This window comes from Synergistaceae bacterium (assembly GCA_012521675.1).
Taxonomy (GTDB): Bacteria; Synergistota; Synergistia; order Synergistales; family Aminobacteriaceae; genus JAAYLU01.
This window is the reverse complement of sequence record JAAYLU010000004.1, coordinates 20,956-40,708: the sequence shown is the minus strand read 5'-3', so window position 1 is coordinate 40,708 and position 19,753 is coordinate 20,956. Positions and strand designations below refer to the sequence as shown.

Below are 19,753 nucleotides of genomic sequence, written 5' to 3'. Positions count from 1 at the left end.
AGATTGAGATGTGGAAGGGGCGTTTTTCCGGGGACACAGCCTTGGTGGTGCGCGACTTCACCCAGTCCCTCGACCTCGACTGGGGCCTTGCTCGGTGGGATATCGAGGGCAGCAAAGCCCACGCCAGGATGCTGGGAAAGATCGGAGTGCTCGACTCCGACGAGGTCGAGCTGATAATCGAAGGACTCTCGCGCATAAGAGACGAGATAGCGGACGGTACCTTCGTCCCCGACCCCGACCTCGAGGACGTCCACATGAACGTCGAAAGCCGCCTTATCGAGCTTCTGGGCCCGCTTGGCGCCAAGCTGCACACCGGCAGAAGCCGCAACGACCAGGTAGCCGTAACCATGCGCCTTTTCCTAAGGGATCGCCTGCTGGACACGGCCAAAGGGCTGGAGCGACTGCTTGCGGAACTGCTGGCGCTCGCCAAAAAGCACGTCGACGTCATAATCCCTGGCTATACCCACCTCCAGCAGGCCCAGCCCATCTCGGCGGGACACTACTGGATGGCGCACTTCACGGCCTTCTCGCGCGACTCGGAACGCCTATTCTTCGCGCTCGACTCCCTGAACGAGTGCCCGCTGGGGGCCGGCGCGCTCGCAGGCTCCACCCTCCCGATCGACCGCTGGTTCACCGCGTCGGAGCTCGGCTTCCCGGAGCCGACCCGAAACAGCCTGGACACAGTCTCCCAGAGGGACTACATGGTCGACTACCACTCGTTTGCGGCGCTCTTCGCCGTCCACTGCAGCAGGCTTGCGGAGGACTTCGTGATCTATTCCTCGTCGGAGTTCGGATGGCTGCTTCTTCCCGATGCCTTCTGCACCGGATCCAGCATGATGCCCCAGAAGAAGAACCCCGACGTGCCGGAGCTGATCCGCGGTAAAACGGGACAGATAATAGGGCGCCTGCTGGATCTGCTGATCACGCTCAAGGGCCTCCCGTCCACCTACGACAGGGACCTCCAGGAGGACAAAAGAGGCCTGCTCGCCTCCCTCGACACAGTCGCCGGGATCCTGTCCGTCCTGCCGCCGCTTCTCTCCGCCGTGGAGATCGACGAGGACAGAGCGCTCAGCGGTATGAGGGATGGCTTCGCCCTGGCCACCGACGTCGCCGAACACCTGGTGTCGAAAGGTGTCCCCTTTCGCGACGCGCACGCCATGACCGGACAGCTGGTCAAACAGTGCATCGAGAGAGGCAAGGGACTGCTCGAGCTCTCCCCGGACGAGTGGAAAGAGCTGCTACCCGCCGCGTCCGAGGACCTGCAGGCGATCCTCTCCCTTGAAAAAGCCGTGGAGAGGCGGAAGACCTACGGCGGGACCTCCCCGGAGAGAGTGCGCGAGCAGATAGGGACCGGAGAACAACTGCTCAGCGATCTAGCCGTCAGAAAGAACGGCTACAGAAAAACGATAACCGACGGATAAGCGACGATGGTAAAGCGGCCAGGTAAGTGCCGCCCAAGCGGTCGGCTCGCCCCTCGCCGTCCCGAGGACTGGGAAGGCGGCCAGAAACATGCCGCCCAAGCGACCGACACGAACGGAAAAATCGTCCGTTCGCTCGTCTGCTTCGCGGACAGTGGCGCTCCGCATAAGCGATCGACTAGGCTTGCTTCGCTTCGCCTGTCGCCTGCTTATGTCATCCCGAGGAGCTTGCGACGAGGGATCTCAAAAAGCCGCTTCAAGATCACCGGACTTATAATCCGGGAACTGCAAAAACTATATATAATATAATAATGTCAACGGTCGCAAGGCTTGACTGTGCCTGTTTTTTGTGTAAAATAAGCACTTGCGCACGAAGAAAGTAACGAGCCGTTAGCTCAGAGGCAGAGCACCGGACTTTTAATCCGGGTGTCGTGGGTTCGACCCCCACACGGCTCACCACTTCAAGTCTAGCGGTCCCATCGTCCAGTGGCCTAGGACACAGCCCTTTCAAGGCTGCGACACGGGTTCGAATCCCGTTGGGACCGCCAAATTCTCAGCCGGTGTAGCTCAGTTGGCAGAGCAGCGCACTCGTAATGCGCAGGTCTGCGGTTCGAGTCCGCACACCGGCTCCAGCAATACCAAGGCTCCCCAAGTTTCGCGGGGAGCCTGTTTTTGTTTTTTGCAACATGAAAAACCTCTATGTCATAAACGCGTTGTTTCTCAGGATAAGCAAACTAAAAACGGGTCCCAGGGGTCAAAAACGGTCCTTAGTCCAAGTGCTGACAGGACTGTTTATTGCTTTGATCCAGCAGCTGCGGGAGTGTTTCCGGAGCGCAACCGCGTAGTTCCTCGTATAATACTTTTGCTTTGCTAATATATTCCCCCGTTGACTTTTGAGGCTTTCTTCGCTGTGTCTCTTCCCAGGGATTCACGTATTCCTCATCCTTAAAAAGAAACAAGGCGGTTGCCGCCAGCTCCAATTCGACGGCGTTGGCATCGGAAGCCTTTTTCAGGAGACACCCGATTTTCTCATTGAAACCTTGCATTGCCTCTTGCCCATCCGTCAGGGTGAAAACCGAGTAAGGGTTCTTTGCATTGGTAAACTTTACGTCCTCGCGTACCATCCCCAGTATTCTTGCGTCGTCGACTGCTTCGGCCAAAGATTCGCTGTACGGCCCAAAATGGTGGTAACGAAACGAAAAATCGCTTTGCCAACCAGCGGCTGTCATTAGGTATATAATTTTCTGGAGCTTGGTCCGACCTATTATTCTCCCTCCAGCGGCTTGAATGACATCGGCAACTACGGTCGCTCTATCCTCCCACTTCATCTTGCTCGACCTCCCTTGCAAGCTTGTCTCCAAAAGAATCGACAAGTTTATGTAAAAATTCTGCCGATTTTCCGTTTTTATCGGAAACATAACACCGGAAAAACATGTAAACGGGGATGTTTCCAACAACCTCGGATACTTCATGCAGCCCGTAAATACTCTCGCCTTTTTTTACCCGGATCCGCCCGGATACACCCTTTTTGGAATAGGCATCATAAGCCTCTCGATCACCCAGGTCAGATAGAATCATCATTTCAGGGCTAGTGCGTTTGTCCTTATTCCATTCTTCTACCTTTTCCTCAATACTTTTACACGTCTTTGTAATGCTGTCTTCTAAACGCAAGAGGCTCTCTCTTGTTTTCTCGCACAGGCGGGCCTTATCATGATCTCTCTCGTTTACCGTTCGCGCTTTCAGTAACTCTCGGACATCTATACATTTGAAAAGCCTTCTGGAAAGCAGGCGATCGGCAAAATCGGCCATCAACTTGTTTTTGGCGCTCCTCATCGACGAGAAAGCGCTCCACATCACGGTGTCGTCCAGTGCAATGCTTCTTTCAACGAGGTCCTTGCCATCGATAATCAAGCGAATGACAGGGTGATTCTTTTCAAGGCCTGTCTTCGCTTCAATGTTGGAGCCCCCATTTTTCACCGTATTAAATAGCTCGCATATTAGCTCCGTGAACAGTTTTTCCGCGCCTCGGGTGGTTTTATGGTAATACACAGTAGGGTATAGATGAAACAAATTGAGCACGTACGATTCAGCTGCCAGTATAGCTTTTTCGTTGATGGCGAGTGTCATCGCGGTGACCCCGGGGATGTCCTGATCTTCAACTGCCGGCGTCTCTTCTCCGATTTCAAAATTCGAAAAAAGCCACTCAAAATCGACCATGCCTAACTGAGTCCCGGTAAAAAGCCTGTCTCTCTGCATGTAATCCAAGCGATCAGCATCAAACTGGCTTGAGACCACCGCGCTGTAAATATCGCCACTCTCTGATTTTAAAAGGTCGGCGACCTTTTCGGCAAAACCGGAGTCCTGACTATAGCCGTTTAATATGCCCGATATTTTCGTGTTCATTATTATTTCAGCAGATATTTTTTCGTGATCCGTTATTTCATGCATTTCAGCCTTCTTCGCCGCATTCTCGAATGCATGACTGAAAGGGCCATGCCCTATATCGTGTAAAAGAGCTGCGGCCAAGGCCGTGTCCCTCTTATAAATGTCAAATTCATTGCAAGGCATTTTATTTTCAATTTGGTTCAATAGACGTTTTGCTATGTGGTATGCACCAAGACTATGCATAAAACGGGTATGAGTGGCCCCAGGATAGACAAGATCGGAAAACCCAAGCTGTTTAATCCGGCGGAGGCGCTGAAAGGGTTCTGTTGAGACTACCTTCCATAAAACCGCCTCGATACCAGTATCCTTGAACTTAATGACATTGTGAAGAGGATCCCGAATGCGACTTGTTTCATTTGCCATGGATATATCCTCCGTGACCGGGGTGCAGCCCTTGAACATATCAAGGCGTCTATGTTCTTCCGCCAAGCAAAACCCCCTGTTATGCACATACCGGCAACGGCCAGGGAGGTAATGCAGGCGAGTCGTGAGGTTATTCTACCATCATCGGTGTATTTCGGTCTATGGAAGGGCGGACTGCACGGCAGTAGCGGATCGTATACCGCCTTGAGGCATCATGCTACGGGACGAGGACGAGAGGTGGAGAAAGAACGGCTCTCTTCTTCCTTGGGGCCTGGTTTTGGGGAGTAGAGAGGCGAGATCCCTCGTTTCGCTCGGGATGACAGAATGAAACGATCGGGTTGACAGCAGGGGCCCGGTCGTCGGGATGACAAAGAAAAAACACTCGGGACGACAAGAGGGGCTGCGGTTGGGATGACAAAACCGAAGCCCCTCCTCGCTGCGCTCGTTCGGGACGACATGTGCCTGTCATCCCGAGGCGGGTTCATCGCCGAGGGATCTCGGCACTGCGGCCCCCCTGTCGGTCTTTTTTTTCTGCTCAGCCGGCTTGGACGGCGAAGCGGCCGGTGGTTCGCTCGGCTGTTGCAATGGCTATGAGGTCGGTGAGCAGAGCCTGTCCGGTCTCCTCTCTTCCCGCGCCGGGACCTATGATGGTTACGTCGTGCAGGTTGTCCGTGGTGAAGGTGAGGGCGTTGGTCGCTCCGCCCACGCCTGCAAGCGGGTGTGACAGGGGCACTTCGCCGGGGGCGACGGAGGCGGATACTCCCCCCGCTGTGCGGGATACCTTGGCCAGCAGCTTTATCCTGTTTCCTCGGGCGGCGGCGGCCTCCACGTCTGCGCGGGTTATGGCTGATATTCCCGTGCGATCCACCGCGCTCAGCGAGATTGGTGCGCCCAACACGGCCGAGGCGAGGATCTGCGCCTTCACGGCTGCGTCCCATCCGTCGACGTCGCCCGACGGGTCGGCCTCGGCGTATCCCTTCTCCTGCGCCTCCTGTAGTGCGTCCTCGTACTCGCATCCCTCCTCCATGCGGGTTAGGATGTAGTTCGTCGTGCCGTTGACTATGCCCTGTACCTGGCTGACGTCGCATCCGGCCAGCGACTCGAGCGCGAGGTTGAGCGATGGGGTGCCGCTCATCACGGAGCCCTCGAAGCGGAAGTGAGCGCCGCGTTCGCGGGCCAGCGCCTGCAGTTCAGCAAGGGCAAGGGAGACCGGTCCCTTGTTCGACGTGACCACTGAGCGGCCCGAGCCGAGGGCCGCGCGGGTGACGGAGAGTCCGGGCTCGCCCGTCTCGAGGTCGGTCGGGGTGACGTCCAGCACTATGTCGGTCTGAGGAAGAAGGGCCGCCTCTATCGGGGTTATCTTTTCCACGCCTATGGACTCCCCTCGTTCGGCCTTTGCGAGCAGCTCTTCCAGGTTCAGCCCGTCGCGCGACACGGCCGCTCCCCTTGTGCGGGTGACGACCGCCACGGTGCGGCAGGCCAGCCCCCACCTCTCCTCGAGCTCTCTCTCCTTCCTGAGAAGGATGTGTGCGAGCCCCTGTCCGACGTTGCCGAAGCCTATGAAGCAAAGGCCAAGTGTGGAATCTAAGCGCATTGAAATACCCCTTTCTTCTCTATGAACTCCTCGTGAAGGGCGCGGACGGCATCGGCCGAGCGCTCCCTGTCCACCACGCAGGTGACCGACAGAGCGGAGGAGGTCAGCATGTGAACGGTCGCCCCCAGCCCCGAGAGGATCCCGAGCATGGCGCCGGACACCTTGGGATGGTTCCCTGCGCCCGGTCCTATGACCGATACGCGCGCCAGGGCATCGTTGACGGACACGTCGCATCCACCGAGACGGGTGCAGATCTCCATCGCGTCGTGCAGACGCGCTCCGTCTATGTGGAAGGATGCGCTTCCTCCCGCGGTTATCGCGGTGGTGCGTATCCCCTCCTTGGAGAGGGCGTCCATGAGCATGCGCTCGGCCTCCCTCCCCCCGCCGACGGTGAGCACCGCCAGATTGTCGTCCGACGCCACCGAGCGTATGAAAACCGCTTCGTCGATGTTTCTCTCCACGATCCACGTCCCCTCCCTTTCCTCCGAACTTGATTCTACGCACACGGGCATCTTCAACCTGCCCGCCATCTCTATTCCCCGAGCCTGCAGCACCGAAGCGCCGCAGAAGGACATCTCCAGGCACTCGTCCCAGCATATCCGGTCGAGCTTGACCGCCCCCGGCACCACGCGAGGGTCCGCGGAGTAGATGCCGTCCACGTCGGTGTATATCCTGCACTCGGACGCTCCAAGGGCGCCCGCCAGCGCGATCGCCGACAGGTCGGACCCGCCGCGTCCCAGGGTAATCGTCTCCCCTTCCCTGGTGGAAGCCTGGAAACCCGAGATCACGGCCACGTTGCCGAAGGCCGTCGCTGCCGCTACCCTCTCCGGGTTCACAGACAGAATCCTGCCCTGCCCCCACGGGCCCTCGGCTATGAATCCGGCCTCGTCGCCGCTGAATGATCGGGCCGGGCACCCCTCGGCCGAGAGAGCCATGGCCAGAAGAGCGGACGACTGTTGCTCGCCCGTGGCCAGAAGCCTGTCAAGCTCCCTGCGGTCGGTCTTAAGGGGCGCGGTCGCCCTGGCCAGTTCTATAAGCTCGTCGGTCGAACCGCCCATCGCGGAGACCACGACAGCGGTCTTGCGCCCGGAGCGGGCGAACGACGCCGTCCTTCGAGCCGCCGCTTGAATCATCTCCGGATTCGACACTGATGTGCCTCCGAACTTCAGCACCAGGCCTTCCCCTTCTTTCCACACACCGACCGCCTCCTCGAAAGTATAAAAAAAGCCGGGGGTCTTCGTATACGAAGACCCCCGGCTGAAGCTCTCGCGCGCACGTTGAACTAAGCGCCGACCGCCTCAGGAGGGTCACCGCTAGTCATCATCATCATCGCAAATGCGAACGATGTCGCAAAGTTCTTCAGCTTCGCATTGGTCATTTTGCGGGAACCCCCTTTCGATGCGGATTTTCGGTTCCATGAGATATTATCCCCATCGTGCGGAATTGTCAACCCTCCGATCGATAAAAATTTTGCACTTCAATCTGGCGGAGTGTCTCCCTTGCTGAAGAAGAGCCGGAGTCAAGCAGTTTCGGACGTCGAGGCGGAACTGCGGTCCTGTCTCGCCGGCAGCGCATCGCTATAGTTTCAGAGATTGCGATTGACAGAGTTATTTTCGTCATGTTAGGCTGGCTTGGAGTGAAGTAGTATCGACGAAGACTTTGCAAGACGGGCAGGATGTTCGGGAAGCCGGTCGAAACCCGGCACGGGGGCGTTTGAATCTTTTTTGGAGGTGAAATGACGGTGAACCTCAAGACCAGGCTCTTTGGCCGAACGTACCAGTTCAAGGACATCAAGGAGGTTCTCGCCAAGGCGAACGAGGAGAGGTCCGGCGACCGCCTTGCCGGGATAATGGCGGAGTCGATGGAGGAGAGGATAGCGGCGAAGCACGTGCTGGCCAATCTCACGGTCGCGGATCTCCGCAACAATCCTGTGATCCCCTACGATCAGGACGAAGTGACCCGGGTGATCCAGGACGACGTCAACGAGAGGATCTACGCCGAGGCCGCCGGATGGACGATCGCCGAGCTGCGCGAGTGGATCCTGTCGAACGAGACCTCTGGCGAGCAGATCAAGCGAATAAGCCGGGGCCTGACCAGCGAGGTAATAGCGGGCGTGGCGAAGCTGATGACCAACCTGGACCTCGTGTACGGGGCGAGCAAGATCCGCGTACAGGCGCACTGCAACACCACGATCGGCCTTCCGGGGACATTGGCCGCTCGCTGCCAGCCGAACCACCCGACCGACGACGTGGAGGGAGTGACGGCGGCGGTGTACGAGGGGCTCTCCTACGGGGTCGGCGACGCGGTGATCGGGCTGAACCCGGTCGACGACACGGTGGACAGCATCATGAGGATCCTCTTGCGCTTCCAGGAGATAAAAGAAAGGTTCGAGATACCGACGCAGATCTGCACCCTGGCGCACGTCACGACCCAGATGGAGGCGATCAGGCGGGGTGCGCCCTCGGACTGTGTCTTCCAGAGCATCTCCGGCACGCAGAAGTGCAACGAGGCTTTCGCCATCTCGGCCGACCTTATAGCGGAGGCGAACGACCTGGCGGACAAGCAGGGGACGGGGAGCGGCCCGAACTACATGTACTTCGAGACGGGGCAGGGGGCGGAGCTTTCGTCGGACGCGCACTTCGGCGCGGACCAGGTGACCCTGGAGGCGCGAACCTACGGTTTCGCCAGGAGATACAAGCCCTTCATGGTGAACACAGTGGTCGGCTTCATCGGACCGGAGTACCTCTACGACAGCCGGCAGGTCATCCGAGCGGGGCTGGAGGACCACTTCATGGGCAAGCTGACAGGCATCCCGATGGGCTGCGACGCATGCTACACTAATCACATGAAGGTGGACCAGAACGACATAGAGAATCTGGCGGTGCTGCTGACGGCCTCGGGCTGCAACTTCTTCATGGGAGTCCCCCACGGGGATGATCCGATGCTCAACTACCAGTGCACGGGCTATCACGAGGCGGCGGCGCTGCGGCAGCTCCTGGGCGTCCGCCCGATAGCCCCGTTCGAAAAGTGGCTTGAGAGGATGGGCCTGATGGAGGACGGCAGGCTGACGAAGAAGGCCGGCGATCTGTCCGTTTTTGCCTGATAGCGGGGGTGAGACAATGGTTAGCGAACTCGAACTCAAGCAGATGGTTCAGCAGATACTGACGGAGATGAGTGCCGGGACTGCAGTAGAGGCGAAGATCGAGGCGCCGAAGGTGGAGTCCCTCCCCGGCGCCGAGGGGGACGGTCTTCCGGACCTGACGGAGATCGACCTGAGGAAGCACTGTTTGGTGCCCGAGCCGGCGAACCGGGAGGCTCTGATGGCGATGAAGGCCGCGACGCCGTCTCGCATCGGAGTGTGGCGCGCGGGGCCGAGGTACATGACTGAGACCCTGCTGCGTTTCCGGGCCGACCACGCCGCGGCGCAGGACGCGGTCTTCACGGACGTGTCCGACGAGTTCCTGGAGGCCAACGGCCTGGAGACCGTCCGGACCGAGTGTGAAGACAAGGATCAGTTCCTGACTCGCCCCGACCTGGGAAGGCTGTTCGGTCGGGAGGCGGTGGAAGCGATCAAGCGAATCGTCGGTCAGTCGCCGAAGGTCGCTGTCTACATAGCCGACGGCCTCAGCTCCACGGCGGTGATGACCAACGCCATGGACACCCTCAAGGCGATGGAGCAGGGGCTGGACAGGAGCGGCGTCAAGATTGCGAGGCCCTTCTTCGTCAAGTACGGAAGGGTGCAGGCGATGGATGCCGTGTCGGAGGCCACGGGGGCAGAGGTGGTCTGCACTCTGATCGGGGAGAGGCCCGGCCTGGTGACGGCGGAGAGCATGTCCGCCTACATAGCCTACGGGGCGACGGTCGGAATGCCGGAGGCCAGGCGCACCGTGGTGTCCAACATCCATGCGGGCGGCACTCCGGCCGTCGAGGCGGGCGGCTACATCGCGGATATAATCAAGCTGATGCTGGAGAAGAAGGTCGGCGGCATCGACCTGAAGCTTTAAGCACGCTTTTCTGTCGGGAGGGAAGAGGATATGAAGGGCGATCCCTTGAAGGCGAAGCTATTGAGCGTGAAGATCATCCCGAACGTGGACCGGGCACTGGCGGAGTCGCTCGGACTGAGTCCCGACCGTAGGAGCCTCGGCATCGTCACGGCGGACAGCGACGACGTGACTTACACCGCTCTTGACGAGGCCACGAAGAAGGCCGATGTCGAGGTGGTCTACGCCAGGTCGTTCTATGCGGGGGCGGCCAACGCCAACACCAGGCTCGCCGGTGAGGTGATCGGCATTCTTGCCGGGCCGAACCCGGCGGAGGTGCGCAGCGCTCTCGACGCGCTGGCGGACTTCATGGAGAACGACGCCTGGTTCGTCTCCGCGGACGATGACGACTCCATCCCCTACTTCGCTCACTGTATCTCTCGCTCGGGCAGCTACCTCTCCAAGGTGGCGGGGGTGAAGGAGGGGGAAGCGATAGCCTACCTGATCGCACCGCCGCTCGAGGCGATGTATGCGCTGGACGCGGCGTTGAAGGCGGCGGACGTGAGGCTGGCCGCCTTCTTCGGGCCCCCGTCGGAGACCAACTTCGGAGGCGGGCTGTTGACGGGCGCGCAGTCGGCGTGCAGGGCCGCGTGCGACGCGTTCGCCCAGGCGGTGGTATTCGTAGCGGAAAATCCGGTTCTGTACTAGCACGGATCGTACTGAATCATGTCGGGCCGCCGGGGCGCGGCCGCGAGGGGGGTGAGACTCCTCCATGGAGAACAGGGCTATCGGGATGATAGAGGTCAACGGGCTGCTCGGCGCTATCGAGGCGGCGGATTCGGCCCTCAAGGCGGCCTCCGTGTCGCTGCTGAGGGTCAGCAAGGTGGGGGCCGGGCTGATAACCGTGCTGATCGTCGGCGAGGTGTCGGCGGTGAGCTCGGCGGTCGACGCGGCGGTCGCGTCGCTGGGCGTGTTGAACAGGAAGTGCTCCTCCCACGTGATACCTCGCCTGTCGCCCGAGGTGTTCGCGATGCTCGGGCACGGCTTCGGCCGCGACGAGGAACGTCCCTGCCCGGAACGGGAGATGACCGAGCGGGCCGAGGACGAGGGCGGGTCGGAGTGGAGCGGCGATATAGAGGGGCTGGCGTCCATGAAGGTGATGGAGCTGCGTCGGCTGGCGAGGAGCGTTGATTTGACCTCGATGACGAAGAAGGAGATCCGCTACGCGGGGAAGGCAGAGCTCATCGCGAAGCTGGCGGAGTTCTTCGAGTCCTCCGGGGGTGACGGTGAATGACGAGTCTGGTGTATCGCGACCTTCTCTCCGTGCAGGAGGCGCGGGACCTCGTCGCCGGGGCAAAGGAGGCGCAGAGATGCCTCGCCGCCATGAGCCAGGCCAAGATAGACGAGCTTGTGGAGGCCGTCTCCGTGACGTGTCGGCACAACTCTTCGACCCTCGGCCGGCTGGCGCACGAGGAGACCGGTTTCGGCAGGCCCGAGGACAAGGCCCTCAAGAACTTCTTCGCGTCGTTCAACGTGTACGAGGCGATCAAGGACCTGAAGACCGTCGGCATCATAAAAGAGGACAGGGAAGCCAGGATGTTCGAGGTCGCGGTGCCGGTTGGAGTGGTGGCCGGTCTCATTCCGTGCACCAACCCGACTTCGACGGCGATCTTCAAGGCCTTGATAGCCCTCAAGTCGGGCAACGCTATTGTATTCTCCCCGCACCCGAGCGCGAAGGGCTGCGTGAGGGAGACGGTGCGGCTGATGTCGCAGGCGGTGGAATCCGCGGGCGGGCCGGAGGGAATATTCGGGTGCATGTCGACGGTCGCCCGCGAGGGGACGGACGAGCTGATGCGCTCGAAGGACGTCGCCCTTGTGCTGGCCACTGGCGGCTCGGACATGGTGAGGGCCGCGTACAGCTCGGGGACCCCGGCGATAGGGGTGGGGCCGGGAAACACTCCCGCCTTCATAGAGAGGTCGGCGGACATCCCCCTCACGGTCCGCAGGATAATCGACAGCAAGACGTTCGACTACAGCACGATATGCGCTTCGGAGCAGTCCGTGGTGGTGGAGTCGTGCATCGAACGGGAGGTCAGGGAGGAGTTCGTCCGGCAGGGAGGGCACTTCCTGTCGCGGGAGGACGCGGCCAGGGTAGCCCTCGCGATCTTCACCCCGACCGGCGGCATGAACCCGAGGACGGTGGGCAAGCCGCCCGGGTTCATCGCGGACGCTGCGGGGATAGAGATCCCGGAGGGCGCGACCGTGCTGCTGGCGGAGGGGATGGGAGTGGGCGCGGATTTTCCTTTCTCGCACGAGAAGCTCTGCCCGGTGCTGGCGTTCTACTCGGCCGACGGGTGGGAGAAGTGCTGCGAGCAGTGCATTGAGCTGCTGGCGTTCGAGGGAGCGGGGCACACATTGGCGATACACTCCACCAACGAGGAAGTCATACGGGAGTTCGGTCTGAAAAAGCCCGTGTCGCGCGTGGTGGTGAACGCCGGATCCGCCCTCGGTGCGGTAGGGGCGACGACGAACCTGTTCCCCTCCATGACTCTCGGCTGCGGTGCGATAGGGCGCAACGCCACGTCGGACAATGTGGGCCCGCTGCACCTGCTGAACATCAGGAGGGTAGCGTGGGGCGTCCGCGAGATCGAGAAGCGCCCGGGGACGAGGGTGGAGGGGCTGGACGGAGAGGCCCTGGATCTGCTGGTGGAGAGAGTGACGGCCAAGGTGGCCGAGAGGCTCGGTTTAAACAGGTGAAAAATACTTCTGGCAGGGAGGTAGTGAAACGATGAACAACGGAATGCAGGCTCTGGGGATGATAGAGACGAGAGGGCTGGTCGGGGCGGTCGAGGCGGCCGACGCGATGGTCAAGGCCGCGAACGTCTCTCTGATAGGCAAGGTGATGGTCGGAGGCGGGTTGGTCACAGTCATGGTGCGGGGCGACGTGGGTGCGGTCAAGGCGGCCACGGACGCGGGCGCGGCGGCTGCGGGCAAGGTCGGCGAGCTGCTATCGGTCCACGTGATACCCCGTCCTCACGCGGAGGTGGAGTTCATCCTGCCGAAGCTGGAGGGTTGATCCCCGCGCGGCCTGAACGCCGAGGCGAGGGGGAGTGAACGAGATGACCGACGAGGCCTTCGAGCTGCTCGTCGAGCGTATTGCGGCGGAGGTGACGAACCGCATCTCCTTCGAGGTGGAGGCCTCCGGCAGGCACGTTCACCTGCGCCGGGAGCATGTCGATGCCCTCTTCGGCAGGGGGCGCTCTCTCACCAGCTCTCGGAGCCTGTCTCAGCCGGGGGAATTCCTGAGCCAGGAGAGGCTGACTCTCGTCGGACCGAGGGGTACGATCGAGAACGTCGCGATCCTCGGGCCGGAGCGCGAGCGCACGCAGGTGGAGCTGTCGATGACCGACGCGAGGACCCTCGGGGTCGCCCCCCCGGTGCGCGACTCGGGGGACACGTGCGGCAGCGCGTCTCTTACCCTCCGGTCGGCGACCGGCGAGGTGACCCTGGACGAGGGGGTAATCATAGCCCGCAGGCACGTCCACATGACGCCCGGGGACGCGGAGCGGTTCGGCGTCTCGGACGGGGACAGTGTGAGCGTCAGGGTGGCCGGGGAGCGCCCCGTGGTCTTCGAGGGGGTGCTTGTGCGGGTGTCGCCTGATTACCGTATGGCGATGCACATAGACTACGACGAGGCCAACGCCTGCGGCTGGAGCGCGGGGGTCCGGGGCTGGATGATCGGGCGCTCGGACGGTTAGCGCGTTGAACGGGGCCGGCAATGGCTCTTGTCCGAAGATTGTGGGTGAGGAGATGGATCAGGCCAAGTTGGTCGACATGGTGACCGAGGAGCTGATGAAGAGGCTTGGAATGAAGAGCGGGAACCCGGCGGCGAGACCGTTCCTCGTGGTGGGCGATCCGGGATGCTGCGAGGTCCCCCCGGGGGTCTCGGTCGAGTACGTCCGGGACGGGGCGGCGCCTGAATGGGGCGACTGCTCGGGCTTGGTGGTGCCGGTTCTTTCGGAGAACCAGCTCGTCCTGGCCTCTCTGGGGCTGGGGTATGGAGCGGAGTCATCGGCCATCGTCGGGGCTCTGCTGGCCTGCGTGCCCGTGTACGTGCTGACGGAGGGAGTCTCTTGGAGGTTTGCCCGCAGAGACACGCCTATCGCCGCTCACTACGAATCGTGCGAGGAGAGGCTGCGCTCGTTCGGGGCGAAGTTCGTGGCATCGGGCGAGCTCGGCGCCGCCCTGCAAGCAGGCGCTTCCAGCGATTGCCCCGCCCCGCCTGCGAATGCCTCGGACGCGAGGGGCAGGAGGCTGCTGACGGAGCAGGATCTGAAGGAGGTCTGCCGCGACGGGGGAGAACTGCTGGTCGATCGCGGGGCGATAATAACACCGCTGGGTCGCGACTGGCTGCGGTTCAAGAACGTGACGGTCCGTCGGGAGGGCGAGCCGTGATTATCGCCAAGGTCGTGGGGAACCTTTGGGCCACGAAGAAGGACGACAGGCTGAACGGCATGAAGTTCTTCGTAGTGCGCCCGGTCAAGGGCTCGAAGCTGGAGACCTTCGTCGCGGTAGACGCGGCGGGCGCGGGCATAGGCGACGACGTGATAGTCTCACAGGGAAGCTCCGCCCGGACCGTGTTCGCCGACCGGAACGTGCCTGTAGACGCGGTGATCGTCGGCATAATCGACTCGGTCGAGGTGGACGAGGGGCTGCTGGAGTACTAGGGCCGCCTCGGTTGACCGGGGCGTCCGGACGGTACGGAAGGGTGAGCAGGATGAAGCTGATAACAGAAGGGGATCTTCGAGCCGAGATAGACGGGAGGGAGCTTTGCTCCTACAGGGTGGAACGGGGAACCATAGTCACCCCCTCGGCTCGCCAGTACCTGAGCGACAGGAATATAGAGCTGGTGGTAGGGGACGAGGAGACGCCCGCCGAGCGGCAAGACCCGCCCGCGACCGGGCCCGCGCCGACACCGGAGGCAGGGAGGCCGCGCTTCGTCGGCCCGGACGGCGGTTCGTTCACCGTCAAGCCGGAGCACCTGACACACATCTCCGGCAACAGGCTGGTGACCAAGGGGCACCCCCGCATCGCCTTCCGCGGCAGGATGGACAGTCTGCAGTCCAGGATAATCGAGCTGCAGTCGAGGGCCGTGGAACTTGGGAACCAAACTCTGGCGGAGGAGCTGGACGAACTGCTTGACTTCTCGCGAGAGCTCCTGGCGTCGGACGTCACCGGCAGGCAGGTGGAGGACGTCCCGCTGCTGGGGCTGGGTCTCGACGAGCTTCGCTCCATGTCGCACAACCCGAAGAAGCACTTCGGGCTTGGCCACATCAGGCCGCACTACACTATGGGCCCGCTTTGCGCCGGGCTCAACGCTCTGCGCACCGAGATCCGCGAGGTGGAGCTGGCCGCGTTCAACGCCTACTACGAGGGGGAAGGGGTCATCGGCCGGCCGGACGTGCTGCGGGCTCTGAACCGCCTGAGCAGCGTGTGCTACGTCCTCATGTACAGGCACCTGCCCAAGGGGTACGACAGGGAGTTCGGGTAGGCGGCCCGCCGCTGACATGGCCGAGACCGTTCTCAGCGTAGGAATCGACATAGGCACATCCACAACCCAGCTGGTCTTTAGCGAGCTCGAGATAGAGAACACGGCTAGCGTCGCCTCGGTGCCGCGCATCGCCGTGGTGGACAAGCGAGTGATCTTCCGAAGCGGCATCCACTTCACCCCGCTGCTCTCGGCCTCCGTGATAGACGCCGACGGAGTGAGGCGCATAATCGAGTCCGAGTACCGGGCGGCGGGGATGAGAAGGGAGAAAATCTCCGCCGGGGCCGTCATAATAACCGGCGAGACCGCGAGGAAGGAGAACGCGGAGACGCTGGCGCGAGGAATGGAGGGGCTGGCCGGGGACTTCGTCGTCGTCACCGCCGGCTCGGACCTGGAGGCGATCCTAGCTGGAAAGGGCTCGGGAGCGGCGGCCTACTCCAAGAGCGAGAGAACGTCGGTCGCGAACTTCGACATGGGCGGCGGCACGACCAACGTCGCTATCTTCCGGAACGGCGAGGTTGCGGACACGAGCTGCCTTGACATCGGCGGCAGGCTGGTCCGGCTCGACCCTGCCTCAAGGAGGATCGAGTACGTGGCTCCCTGCCTCGCCCCAGTTGTCTCGTCGCTCGGGCTGTCGATCTCAGAGGGGAGGGCGGCCCCCGTGGGCGAGCTCGAGAGGCTCGCCGCGCGCATGGCCGCCTTCCTTGACGAACTGATGGGGCTCGCGCCAAGGAGCCGGCTCTTCGACGGTCTGCTGACGTCTCACGACTTCAGGGGGGACGACAGGAGCGTGAAGCATGTCTCCTTCTCCGGCGGAGTGGCGGACGGCATGGCCGCCGTTCCACCGGGCGGGCCGTTCGTCTACGGCGACATAGGCATCCTGCTGGGTCAGGCGGCCAGGTGGACCGAGACCTGCCGGACCCTGAAGGTCATCCCGGCCGAGGAGACCATCCGGGCCACCGTTGTCGGTGCTGGCAGCCACTCCATGGACATCAGCGGCAGCACTATATCCTTCTCCGACGAGTCGGTCCTCCCCCTGAGAAACCTGCCGATCCTAAAGCTCTCGGAGAGGGATGAGCGGGAGGGGGTCGGGAGAGCCATCGCGGAGGGGCTGCGCTGGTTCAGGGACTCCTCCGGTGTCCAGGGGGCTGTGGCCGTGTCCTTCCGGGGGCTGGAGAATCCGTCGTTCGACTCGGTGCAGGCGCTGGCGGCGGAGATTCGCATTGGCCTGGAGGAGTACCTGGCGCGGAACGACGTGGCAGTGCTGGTGCTTGAGAACGACATGGCCAAGGCGCTCGGCTACGCTCTTCGCGGCACCCTGGGAGAGGGGAAGAAGATCGTCAGCATCGACGGGATAAAGGTTGAGAACGGCGACTACATCGACATAGGCAGGCCGCTGGCCAGGGGAAGGGTGCTTCCCGTGGTCATAAAGACCCTGGTGTTCGGGGGGTAGAGTCCTGATGAGCGATCTTCTTGAGCGGATTAAAAGCGCTGGCGTGGTCGGGGCGGGAGGGGCTGGATTCCCGACCCACGCGAAGCTCGCCCGCCCGTGCGAGTACATACTGGTCAACGGGGCCGAGTGCGAGCCGCTGCTGGAGGTCGATCAGCAGCTGGCCGCCGTGCACGCCGAGAGGTTGCCCGCGACGTTGGATTCGCTGGTCGACCTGTCCGGGGCCGAGGGAGCGGTATTCGTCCTGAAGAAAAAGTACGAGGACGCCGTCCGAAGGATCGAGGCTGCCCTGCCCGCGTATCCGAGGCTTCGCGTTCACTCCCTGTCGAACACCTACCCTGCGGGGGACGAGCAGGTGATGGTCTACGAGACCTTGGGGCGAATCGTCCCGGAGGGTGGCATACCGCTCGACGTCGGCGTGGCGACCCTCAACGTCGAGACCCTTCTGAACATTGCCGGGGCGGCCGAGGGCAGGCCGGTGACCGACAAGTACCTTACGGTAGCGGGCGAGGTGAGGACGCCGGCGACCCTCAGGGTTCCCGTGGGGGTCTCCTTCGGCGAGACGGTCGAGGCCTGCGGCGGCGCGACGACGGATGCCCCGGTCTTCATCGAGGGGGGACCGATGATGGGCAGGCTGGTCTTCGAACGGGAAGAGCCGGTGACCAAGACCACAAAGGGCGTGCTTGTGCTGCCCCGCGATCATCCCTTGGCGATCTCCAAAGGGCGCGACATGGCGGAGATGATGCGGCTGGCGAAGACCGCCTGCTGCCACTGCATGCTCTGCACCGACGTCTGCCCCCGCTACCTGCTGGGGCACAGGCTGCGGCCGGACAAGCTTATGCGCCTGGCGGCTTTCAACAGCACCTGCGAGCGCGATGCTGCGGCCACGGAGGCCTTTCTCTGCTGCGAGTGCGGACTGTGCGAGACGGCCTGCATAATGGGGCTTCAGCCGTGGAAGTTGAACAGGGAGCTGAAGGCGCGAATGACGGCGGCGGGCATTAAGAACCCGCACCAGGAGCGACCCGAGCGGGCCAACCCGTTCAGGGAGTATCGCCTCTTCCCGGTCTGGAAGCTGACCCTCAGGCTAGGTCTCTCCAAGTACGCGGAGCAGAGGGCCCCCCTGTCGGAGGAGATCCTGCCCGCGAGCAGAGTGGTGCTCATGCTCAAGCAGCACATAGGAGCGCCGGCCGTGCCGGTGGTATCGCCGGACGACTTCGTGAAGCGGGGGCAAATGGTGGCGGCCGCGGAAGGCGAGGTTTCGGCGGCCGTTCATTCGTCGATCTCGGGCACGGTCGTCGCAGTCGAGAGCGACAGGATGATCGTGGAGGTTTCGGGCGGGAGGGAAAACGAATGAGCAAGGCCATAGGACTCGTCGAGTACAAGACCGTACCCAAGGGGATAGAGGCGGCGGACGGCATGCTCAAGGCGTCCGAGGTCCGGATCCTGTTCTCCTCGCCCATATGCCCCGGAAAGTACGTCACGGTCATCGGCGGAAAGGTCGACTCGGTAAGGACGGCGGTCGACAGGGCCGTTGCTATAGGTGATCTCTTCACCATAGAGTCGCACGTCATCCCGAACGTACATCCGTCGGTCATCCCGGCGATAACCGCCACGGTCGAGATCTCCGAGATGAAGGCGCTCGGCGTGGTCGAGACCATCTCGGCAATAGCGGCGATAAAGGCGGGAGACGTCGCGGCTAAGGCGGCCGCGGTTTGCCTGGTGGAGATACGCATAGCCAGGGGGCTGGGCGGCAAGGGTTTCGTCCTGTTCACCGGGGACCTGGGGAGCGTCGAGGCGTCGATGCAGGCCTGCGAGAGGGAGCTGGGCGAGGAGGGCGGCATAGTCAGCGTCGCAGTAATTCCGGCCCCCCACGGGGACCTGGTGTCGTATATAGTGTAGCTAGCGGCGATGCCGAGATCCCTCCTCCCGCTGGTCGTCGGGATGACCAAGGTCGTTTCTCAGAGGGCATTGCAATTTTTCCCGAGTAGCAGCGTGTTTTGTCCCCCTATGAGCAGCGTGTTTTGTCATCCCGACGACCGCTAGGGAGGAGGGATCTCGGGGTTTAACCCTCGCGGAGGCTGCGCACTCGCTCGGCCAGCTCCCTTATCCCGTCGCCCCGCAGGGAGGAGACGGCGTATATCTCGCTCACCCCGGAATATTTCAGGCTGTCGCGGGCGGCCTCCACGTCCTCCGGCCGGGCGACGTCCAGCTTGGTAATCACGCCGATCACCGGGGCCCGCAGGGCGCGGGCGAACCCGGAGGAGCGTCGCAAGCGCCTGAGGGGGTCGGCCACCAGCAGCACCAGCCCCGCCTTCACCGATGTGGTTATCAGCGCGTGGTAGAAGCGCGGCATGTCGAAGAACTCGCCGGGGGTGTCCACCGTAGTCTCGCTGAAACCTATCGCCTCCGTCTTGCGGACGTTCCCCTCCAGCAGGCCGAGCGCCCTCAGCAGGCTCGTCTTCCCGGCGCCGGCGGGCCCCGCTACCATCACTCTTTTCATGAGGCCGCTAGGTTCGGGTCAGTGGTGCCGGGGCGAACCCCAGAACCGAGGCTAGGGTCCTCACCGCGCTTTCGAGCGAGCTCTCGACCGCCGCCACGTCCCCGGTGAAGAGCACGCACCCAGTGAATCGGTCGATGAAGTCCATCGCTATGTCGCCGGACTTGGACGCTATGTCCGCGGCGATTATCGCCCCCTCGCCCGGGGTGATCGTCATTATGCCTATCGCGCCGGAGCTCTCCACGCCGATCAGCGAGCACAGCTCGGGACGCGGGTTGCATATGACGTGCGCCAATGTCACCTGTTTTCCCGGCACGTACTCCTGGATCACCCTGGCCTTGACCTCGCCGGTCATGGAGCTCCCCCCTTCGACAGTTCCCCCATCGCTGAAGAGTATGATACCACGACCGTCGCAATGCCCGCCTACGCCCTCGCCCTGTACATGAACTTATTTTGGA

At 62.2% G+C, this 19,753-nt stretch carries 20 protein-coding genes and 3 tRNA genes; 17 read left to right on the top strand and 6 right to left on the bottom strand.

The annotated features are described in order from the left end of the window. Positions 1 to 8 precede the first annotated feature (8 nt). The 4 genes from argH to GX181_00375 all read left to right on the top strand — a co-directional run bounded on the left by argH (position 9) and on the right by GX181_00375 (position 2,050). Positions 9 to 1,421: an argininosuccinate lyase gene (argH, locus tag GX181_00390; protein ID NLM70401.1), complete on the top strand. Its 1,413-nt coding sequence runs from the start codon at positions 9 to 11 to the stop codon at positions 1,419 to 1,421. Positions 1,422 to 1,802: 381 nt separating this feature from the next. Beyond that, positions 1,803 to 1,877 (top strand) — tRNA-Lys (locus GX181_00385). A 13-nt stretch (positions 1,878 to 1,890) separates the two neighbouring features. After that, positions 1,891 to 1,966 (top strand) — tRNA-Glu (locus GX181_00380). 8 nt (positions 1,967 to 1,974) lie between these two features. Then, positions 1,975 to 2,050 (top strand) — tRNA-Thr (locus tag GX181_00375). A gap of 135 nt (positions 2,051 to 2,185) precedes the next feature. Here GX181_00375 and GX181_00370 read toward each other — a convergent pair. From GX181_00370 to GX181_00355, 4 genes are all read right to left on the bottom strand, one after another. Continuing rightward, positions 2,186 to 2,746, bottom strand: a complete 561-nt coding sequence (locus tag GX181_00370; GenBank protein NLM70400.1) for a hypothetical protein — start codon at positions 2,744 to 2,746, stop codon at positions 2,186 to 2,188. Further along, positions 2,730 to 4,292 (bottom strand): HD domain-containing protein, encoded by a 1,563-nt coding sequence (locus GX181_00365; protein ID NLM70399.1) that lies wholly within the window; start codon positions 4,290 to 4,292, stop codon positions 2,730 to 2,732. The genes GX181_00370 and GX181_00365 overlap by 17 nt, the downstream gene beginning before the upstream one ends. A gap of 469 nt (positions 4,293 to 4,761) precedes the next feature. Next, positions 4,762 to 5,820, bottom strand: coding sequence for a homoserine dehydrogenase (locus GX181_00360; GenBank protein ID NLM70398.1), 1,059 nt, complete (start codon positions 5,818 to 5,820; stop codon positions 4,762 to 4,764). Further along, on the bottom strand, positions 5,811 to 7,016 hold the full coding sequence (locus GX181_00355) for an aspartate kinase (GenBank protein ID NLM70397.1): 1,206 nt from the start codon (positions 7,014 to 7,016) through the stop codon (positions 5,811 to 5,813). Before GX181_00355 ends, GX181_00360 begins: the two co-directional genes overlap by 10 nt. Positions 7,017 to 7,561: 545 nt before the next feature. On the opposite strand from GX181_00355, the gene GX181_00350 reads away from it, so the two are divergent. From GX181_00350 to GX181_00290, 13 genes are all read left to right on the top strand, one after another. Beyond that, the gene (locus tag GX181_00350; GenBank protein NLM70396.1) at positions 7,562 to 8,923 is read left to right on the top strand and encodes an ethanolamine ammonia-lyase subunit EutB; all 1,362 of its coding nucleotides are present in this window, start codon (positions 7,562 to 7,564) and stop codon (positions 8,921 to 8,923) included. Positions 8,924 to 8,939: 16 nt separating this feature from the next. After that, complete coding sequence (gene eutC / locus GX181_00345; protein NLM70395.1) at positions 8,940 to 9,824, top strand: ethanolamine ammonia-lyase subunit EutC; 885 nt, start codon at positions 8,940 to 8,942, stop codon at positions 9,822 to 9,824. 30 nt (positions 9,825 to 9,854) lie between these two features. Then, positions 9,855 to 10,508 carry an ethanolamine utilization microcompartment protein EutL gene (gene eutL, locus GX181_00340; protein ID NLM70394.1) on the top strand — a complete coding sequence of 218 codons (654 nt, stop codon included), beginning with the start codon at positions 9,855 to 9,857 and terminating at the stop codon, positions 10,506 to 10,508. 64 nt (positions 10,509 to 10,572) lie between these two features. Further along, positions 10,573 to 11,094 (top strand): BMC domain-containing protein, encoded by a 522-nt coding sequence (locus GX181_00335; protein NLM70393.1) that lies wholly within the window; start codon positions 10,573 to 10,575, stop codon positions 11,092 to 11,094. Continuing rightward, positions 11,091 to 12,557, top strand: coding sequence for an acetaldehyde dehydrogenase (acetylating) (locus GX181_00330; GenBank protein ID NLM70392.1), 1,467 nt, complete (start codon positions 11,091 to 11,093; stop codon positions 12,555 to 12,557). Before GX181_00335 ends, GX181_00330 begins: the two co-directional genes overlap by 4 nt. 31 nt (positions 12,558 to 12,588) lie before the next feature. Beyond that, complete coding sequence (locus tag GX181_00325) at positions 12,589 to 12,876, top strand: BMC domain-containing protein (protein NLM70391.1); 288 nt, start codon at positions 12,589 to 12,591, stop codon at positions 12,874 to 12,876. Positions 12,877 to 12,919: 43 nt separating this feature from the next. Continuing rightward, entirely contained in the window at positions 12,920 to 13,558 is a 639-nt protein-coding gene (locus GX181_00320; protein ID NLM70390.1) for a phosphate propanoyltransferase, read from the top strand. A gap of 40 nt (positions 13,559 to 13,598) precedes the next feature. Beyond that, positions 13,599 to 14,255: a hypothetical protein gene (locus GX181_00315; protein ID NLM70389.1), complete on the top strand. Its 657-nt coding sequence runs from the start codon at positions 13,599 to 13,601 to the stop codon at positions 14,253 to 14,255. After that, entirely contained in the window at positions 14,252 to 14,527 is a 276-nt protein-coding gene (locus GX181_00310) for a EutN/CcmL family microcompartment protein (GenBank protein ID NLM70388.1), read from the top strand. Before GX181_00315 ends, GX181_00310 begins: the two co-directional genes overlap by 4 nt. A gap of 50 nt (positions 14,528 to 14,577) precedes the next feature. Then, the gene (locus GX181_00305; GenBank protein ID NLM70387.1) at positions 14,578 to 15,351 is read left to right on the top strand and encodes a cobalamin adenosyltransferase; all 774 of its coding nucleotides are present in this window, start codon (positions 14,578 to 14,580) and stop codon (positions 15,349 to 15,351) included. Positions 15,352 to 15,367: 16 nt separating this feature from the next. Continuing rightward, positions 15,368 to 16,801 carry an ethanolamine ammonia-lyase reactivating factor EutA gene (eutA, locus tag GX181_00300; GenBank protein ID NLM70386.1) on the top strand — a complete coding sequence of 478 codons (1,434 nt, stop codon included), beginning with the start codon at positions 15,368 to 15,370 and terminating at the stop codon, positions 16,799 to 16,801. Between the two features lie 4 nt (positions 16,802 to 16,805). Further along, positions 16,806 to 18,152, top strand: a complete 1,347-nt coding sequence (locus GX181_00295) for an electron transport complex protein RnfC (GenBank protein NLM70385.1) — start codon at positions 16,806 to 16,808, stop codon at positions 18,150 to 18,152. Further along, entirely contained in the window at positions 18,149 to 18,697 is a 549-nt protein-coding gene (locus tag GX181_00290) for a BMC domain-containing protein (protein ID NLM70384.1), read from the top strand. Before GX181_00295 ends, GX181_00290 begins: the two co-directional genes overlap by 4 nt. 163 nt (positions 18,698 to 18,860) lie before the next feature. On the opposite strand, the gene GX181_00285 is transcribed toward GX181_00290, so the two are convergent. Next, positions 18,861 to 19,298 (bottom strand): ethanolamine utilization protein, encoded by a 438-nt coding sequence (locus GX181_00285; GenBank protein ID NLM70383.1) that lies wholly within the window; start codon positions 19,296 to 19,298, stop codon positions 18,861 to 18,863. 7 nt (positions 19,299 to 19,305) lie between these two features. Then, complete coding sequence (locus GX181_00280; GenBank protein NLM70382.1) at positions 19,306 to 19,650, bottom strand: BMC domain-containing protein; 345 nt, start codon at positions 19,648 to 19,650, stop codon at positions 19,306 to 19,308. Positions 19,651 to 19,753 lie beyond the last annotated feature (103 nt).

What these genes read in the sequence shown, in the direction of transcription:
- GX181_00320 (NLM70390.1), top strand. Translation starts at nt 12,920, where the DNA reads ATGACCGACGAGGCCTTCGAGCTGCTCGTCGAGCGTATTGCGGCGGAG.
- GX181_00290 (NLM70384.1), top strand. Translation starts at nt 18,149, where the DNA reads ATGAGCAAGGCCATAGGACTCGTCGAGTACAAGACCGTACCCAAGGGG.
- eutL (NLM70394.1), top strand. Translation starts at nt 9,855, where the DNA reads ATGAAGGGCGATCCCTTGAAGGCGAAGCTATTGAGCGTGAAGATCATC.
- GX181_00285 (NLM70383.1), bottom strand. Translation starts at nt 19,298, where the DNA reads ATGAAAAGAGTGATGGTAGCGGGGCCCGCCGGCGCCGGGAAGACGAGC.
- eutC (NLM70395.1), top strand. Translation starts at nt 8,940, where the DNA reads ATGGTTAGCGAACTCGAACTCAAGCAGATGGTTCAGCAGATACTGACG.
- eutA (NLM70386.1), top strand. Translation starts at nt 15,368, where the DNA reads ATGGCCGAGACCGTTCTCAGCGTAGGAATCGACATAGGCACATCCACA.
- GX181_00370 (NLM70400.1), bottom strand. Translation starts at nt 2,746, where the DNA reads ATGAAGTGGGAGGATAGAGCGACCGTAGTTGCCGATGTCATTCAAGCC.
- GX181_00280 (NLM70382.1), bottom strand. Translation starts at nt 19,650, where the DNA reads ATGACCGGCGAGGTCAAGGCCAGGGTGATCCAGGAGTACGTGCCGGGA.
- GX181_00325 (NLM70391.1), top strand. Translation starts at nt 12,589, where the DNA reads ATGAACAACGGAATGCAGGCTCTGGGGATGATAGAGACGAGAGGGCTG.
- GX181_00360 (NLM70398.1), bottom strand. Translation starts at nt 5,820, where the DNA reads ATGCGCTTAGATTCCACACTTGGCCTTTGCTTCATAGGCTTCGGCAAC.
- argH (NLM70401.1), top strand. Translation starts at nt 9, where the DNA reads ATGTGGAAGGGGCGTTTTTCCGGGGACACAGCCTTGGTGGTGCGCGAC.
- GX181_00305 (NLM70387.1), top strand. Translation starts at nt 14,578, where the DNA reads ATGAAGCTGATAACAGAAGGGGATCTTCGAGCCGAGATAGACGGGAGG.
- GX181_00330 (NLM70392.1), top strand. Translation starts at nt 11,091, where the DNA reads ATGACGAGTCTGGTGTATCGCGACCTTCTCTCCGTGCAGGAGGCGCGG.
- GX181_00335 (NLM70393.1), top strand. Translation starts at nt 10,573, where the DNA reads ATGGAGAACAGGGCTATCGGGATGATAGAGGTCAACGGGCTGCTCGGC.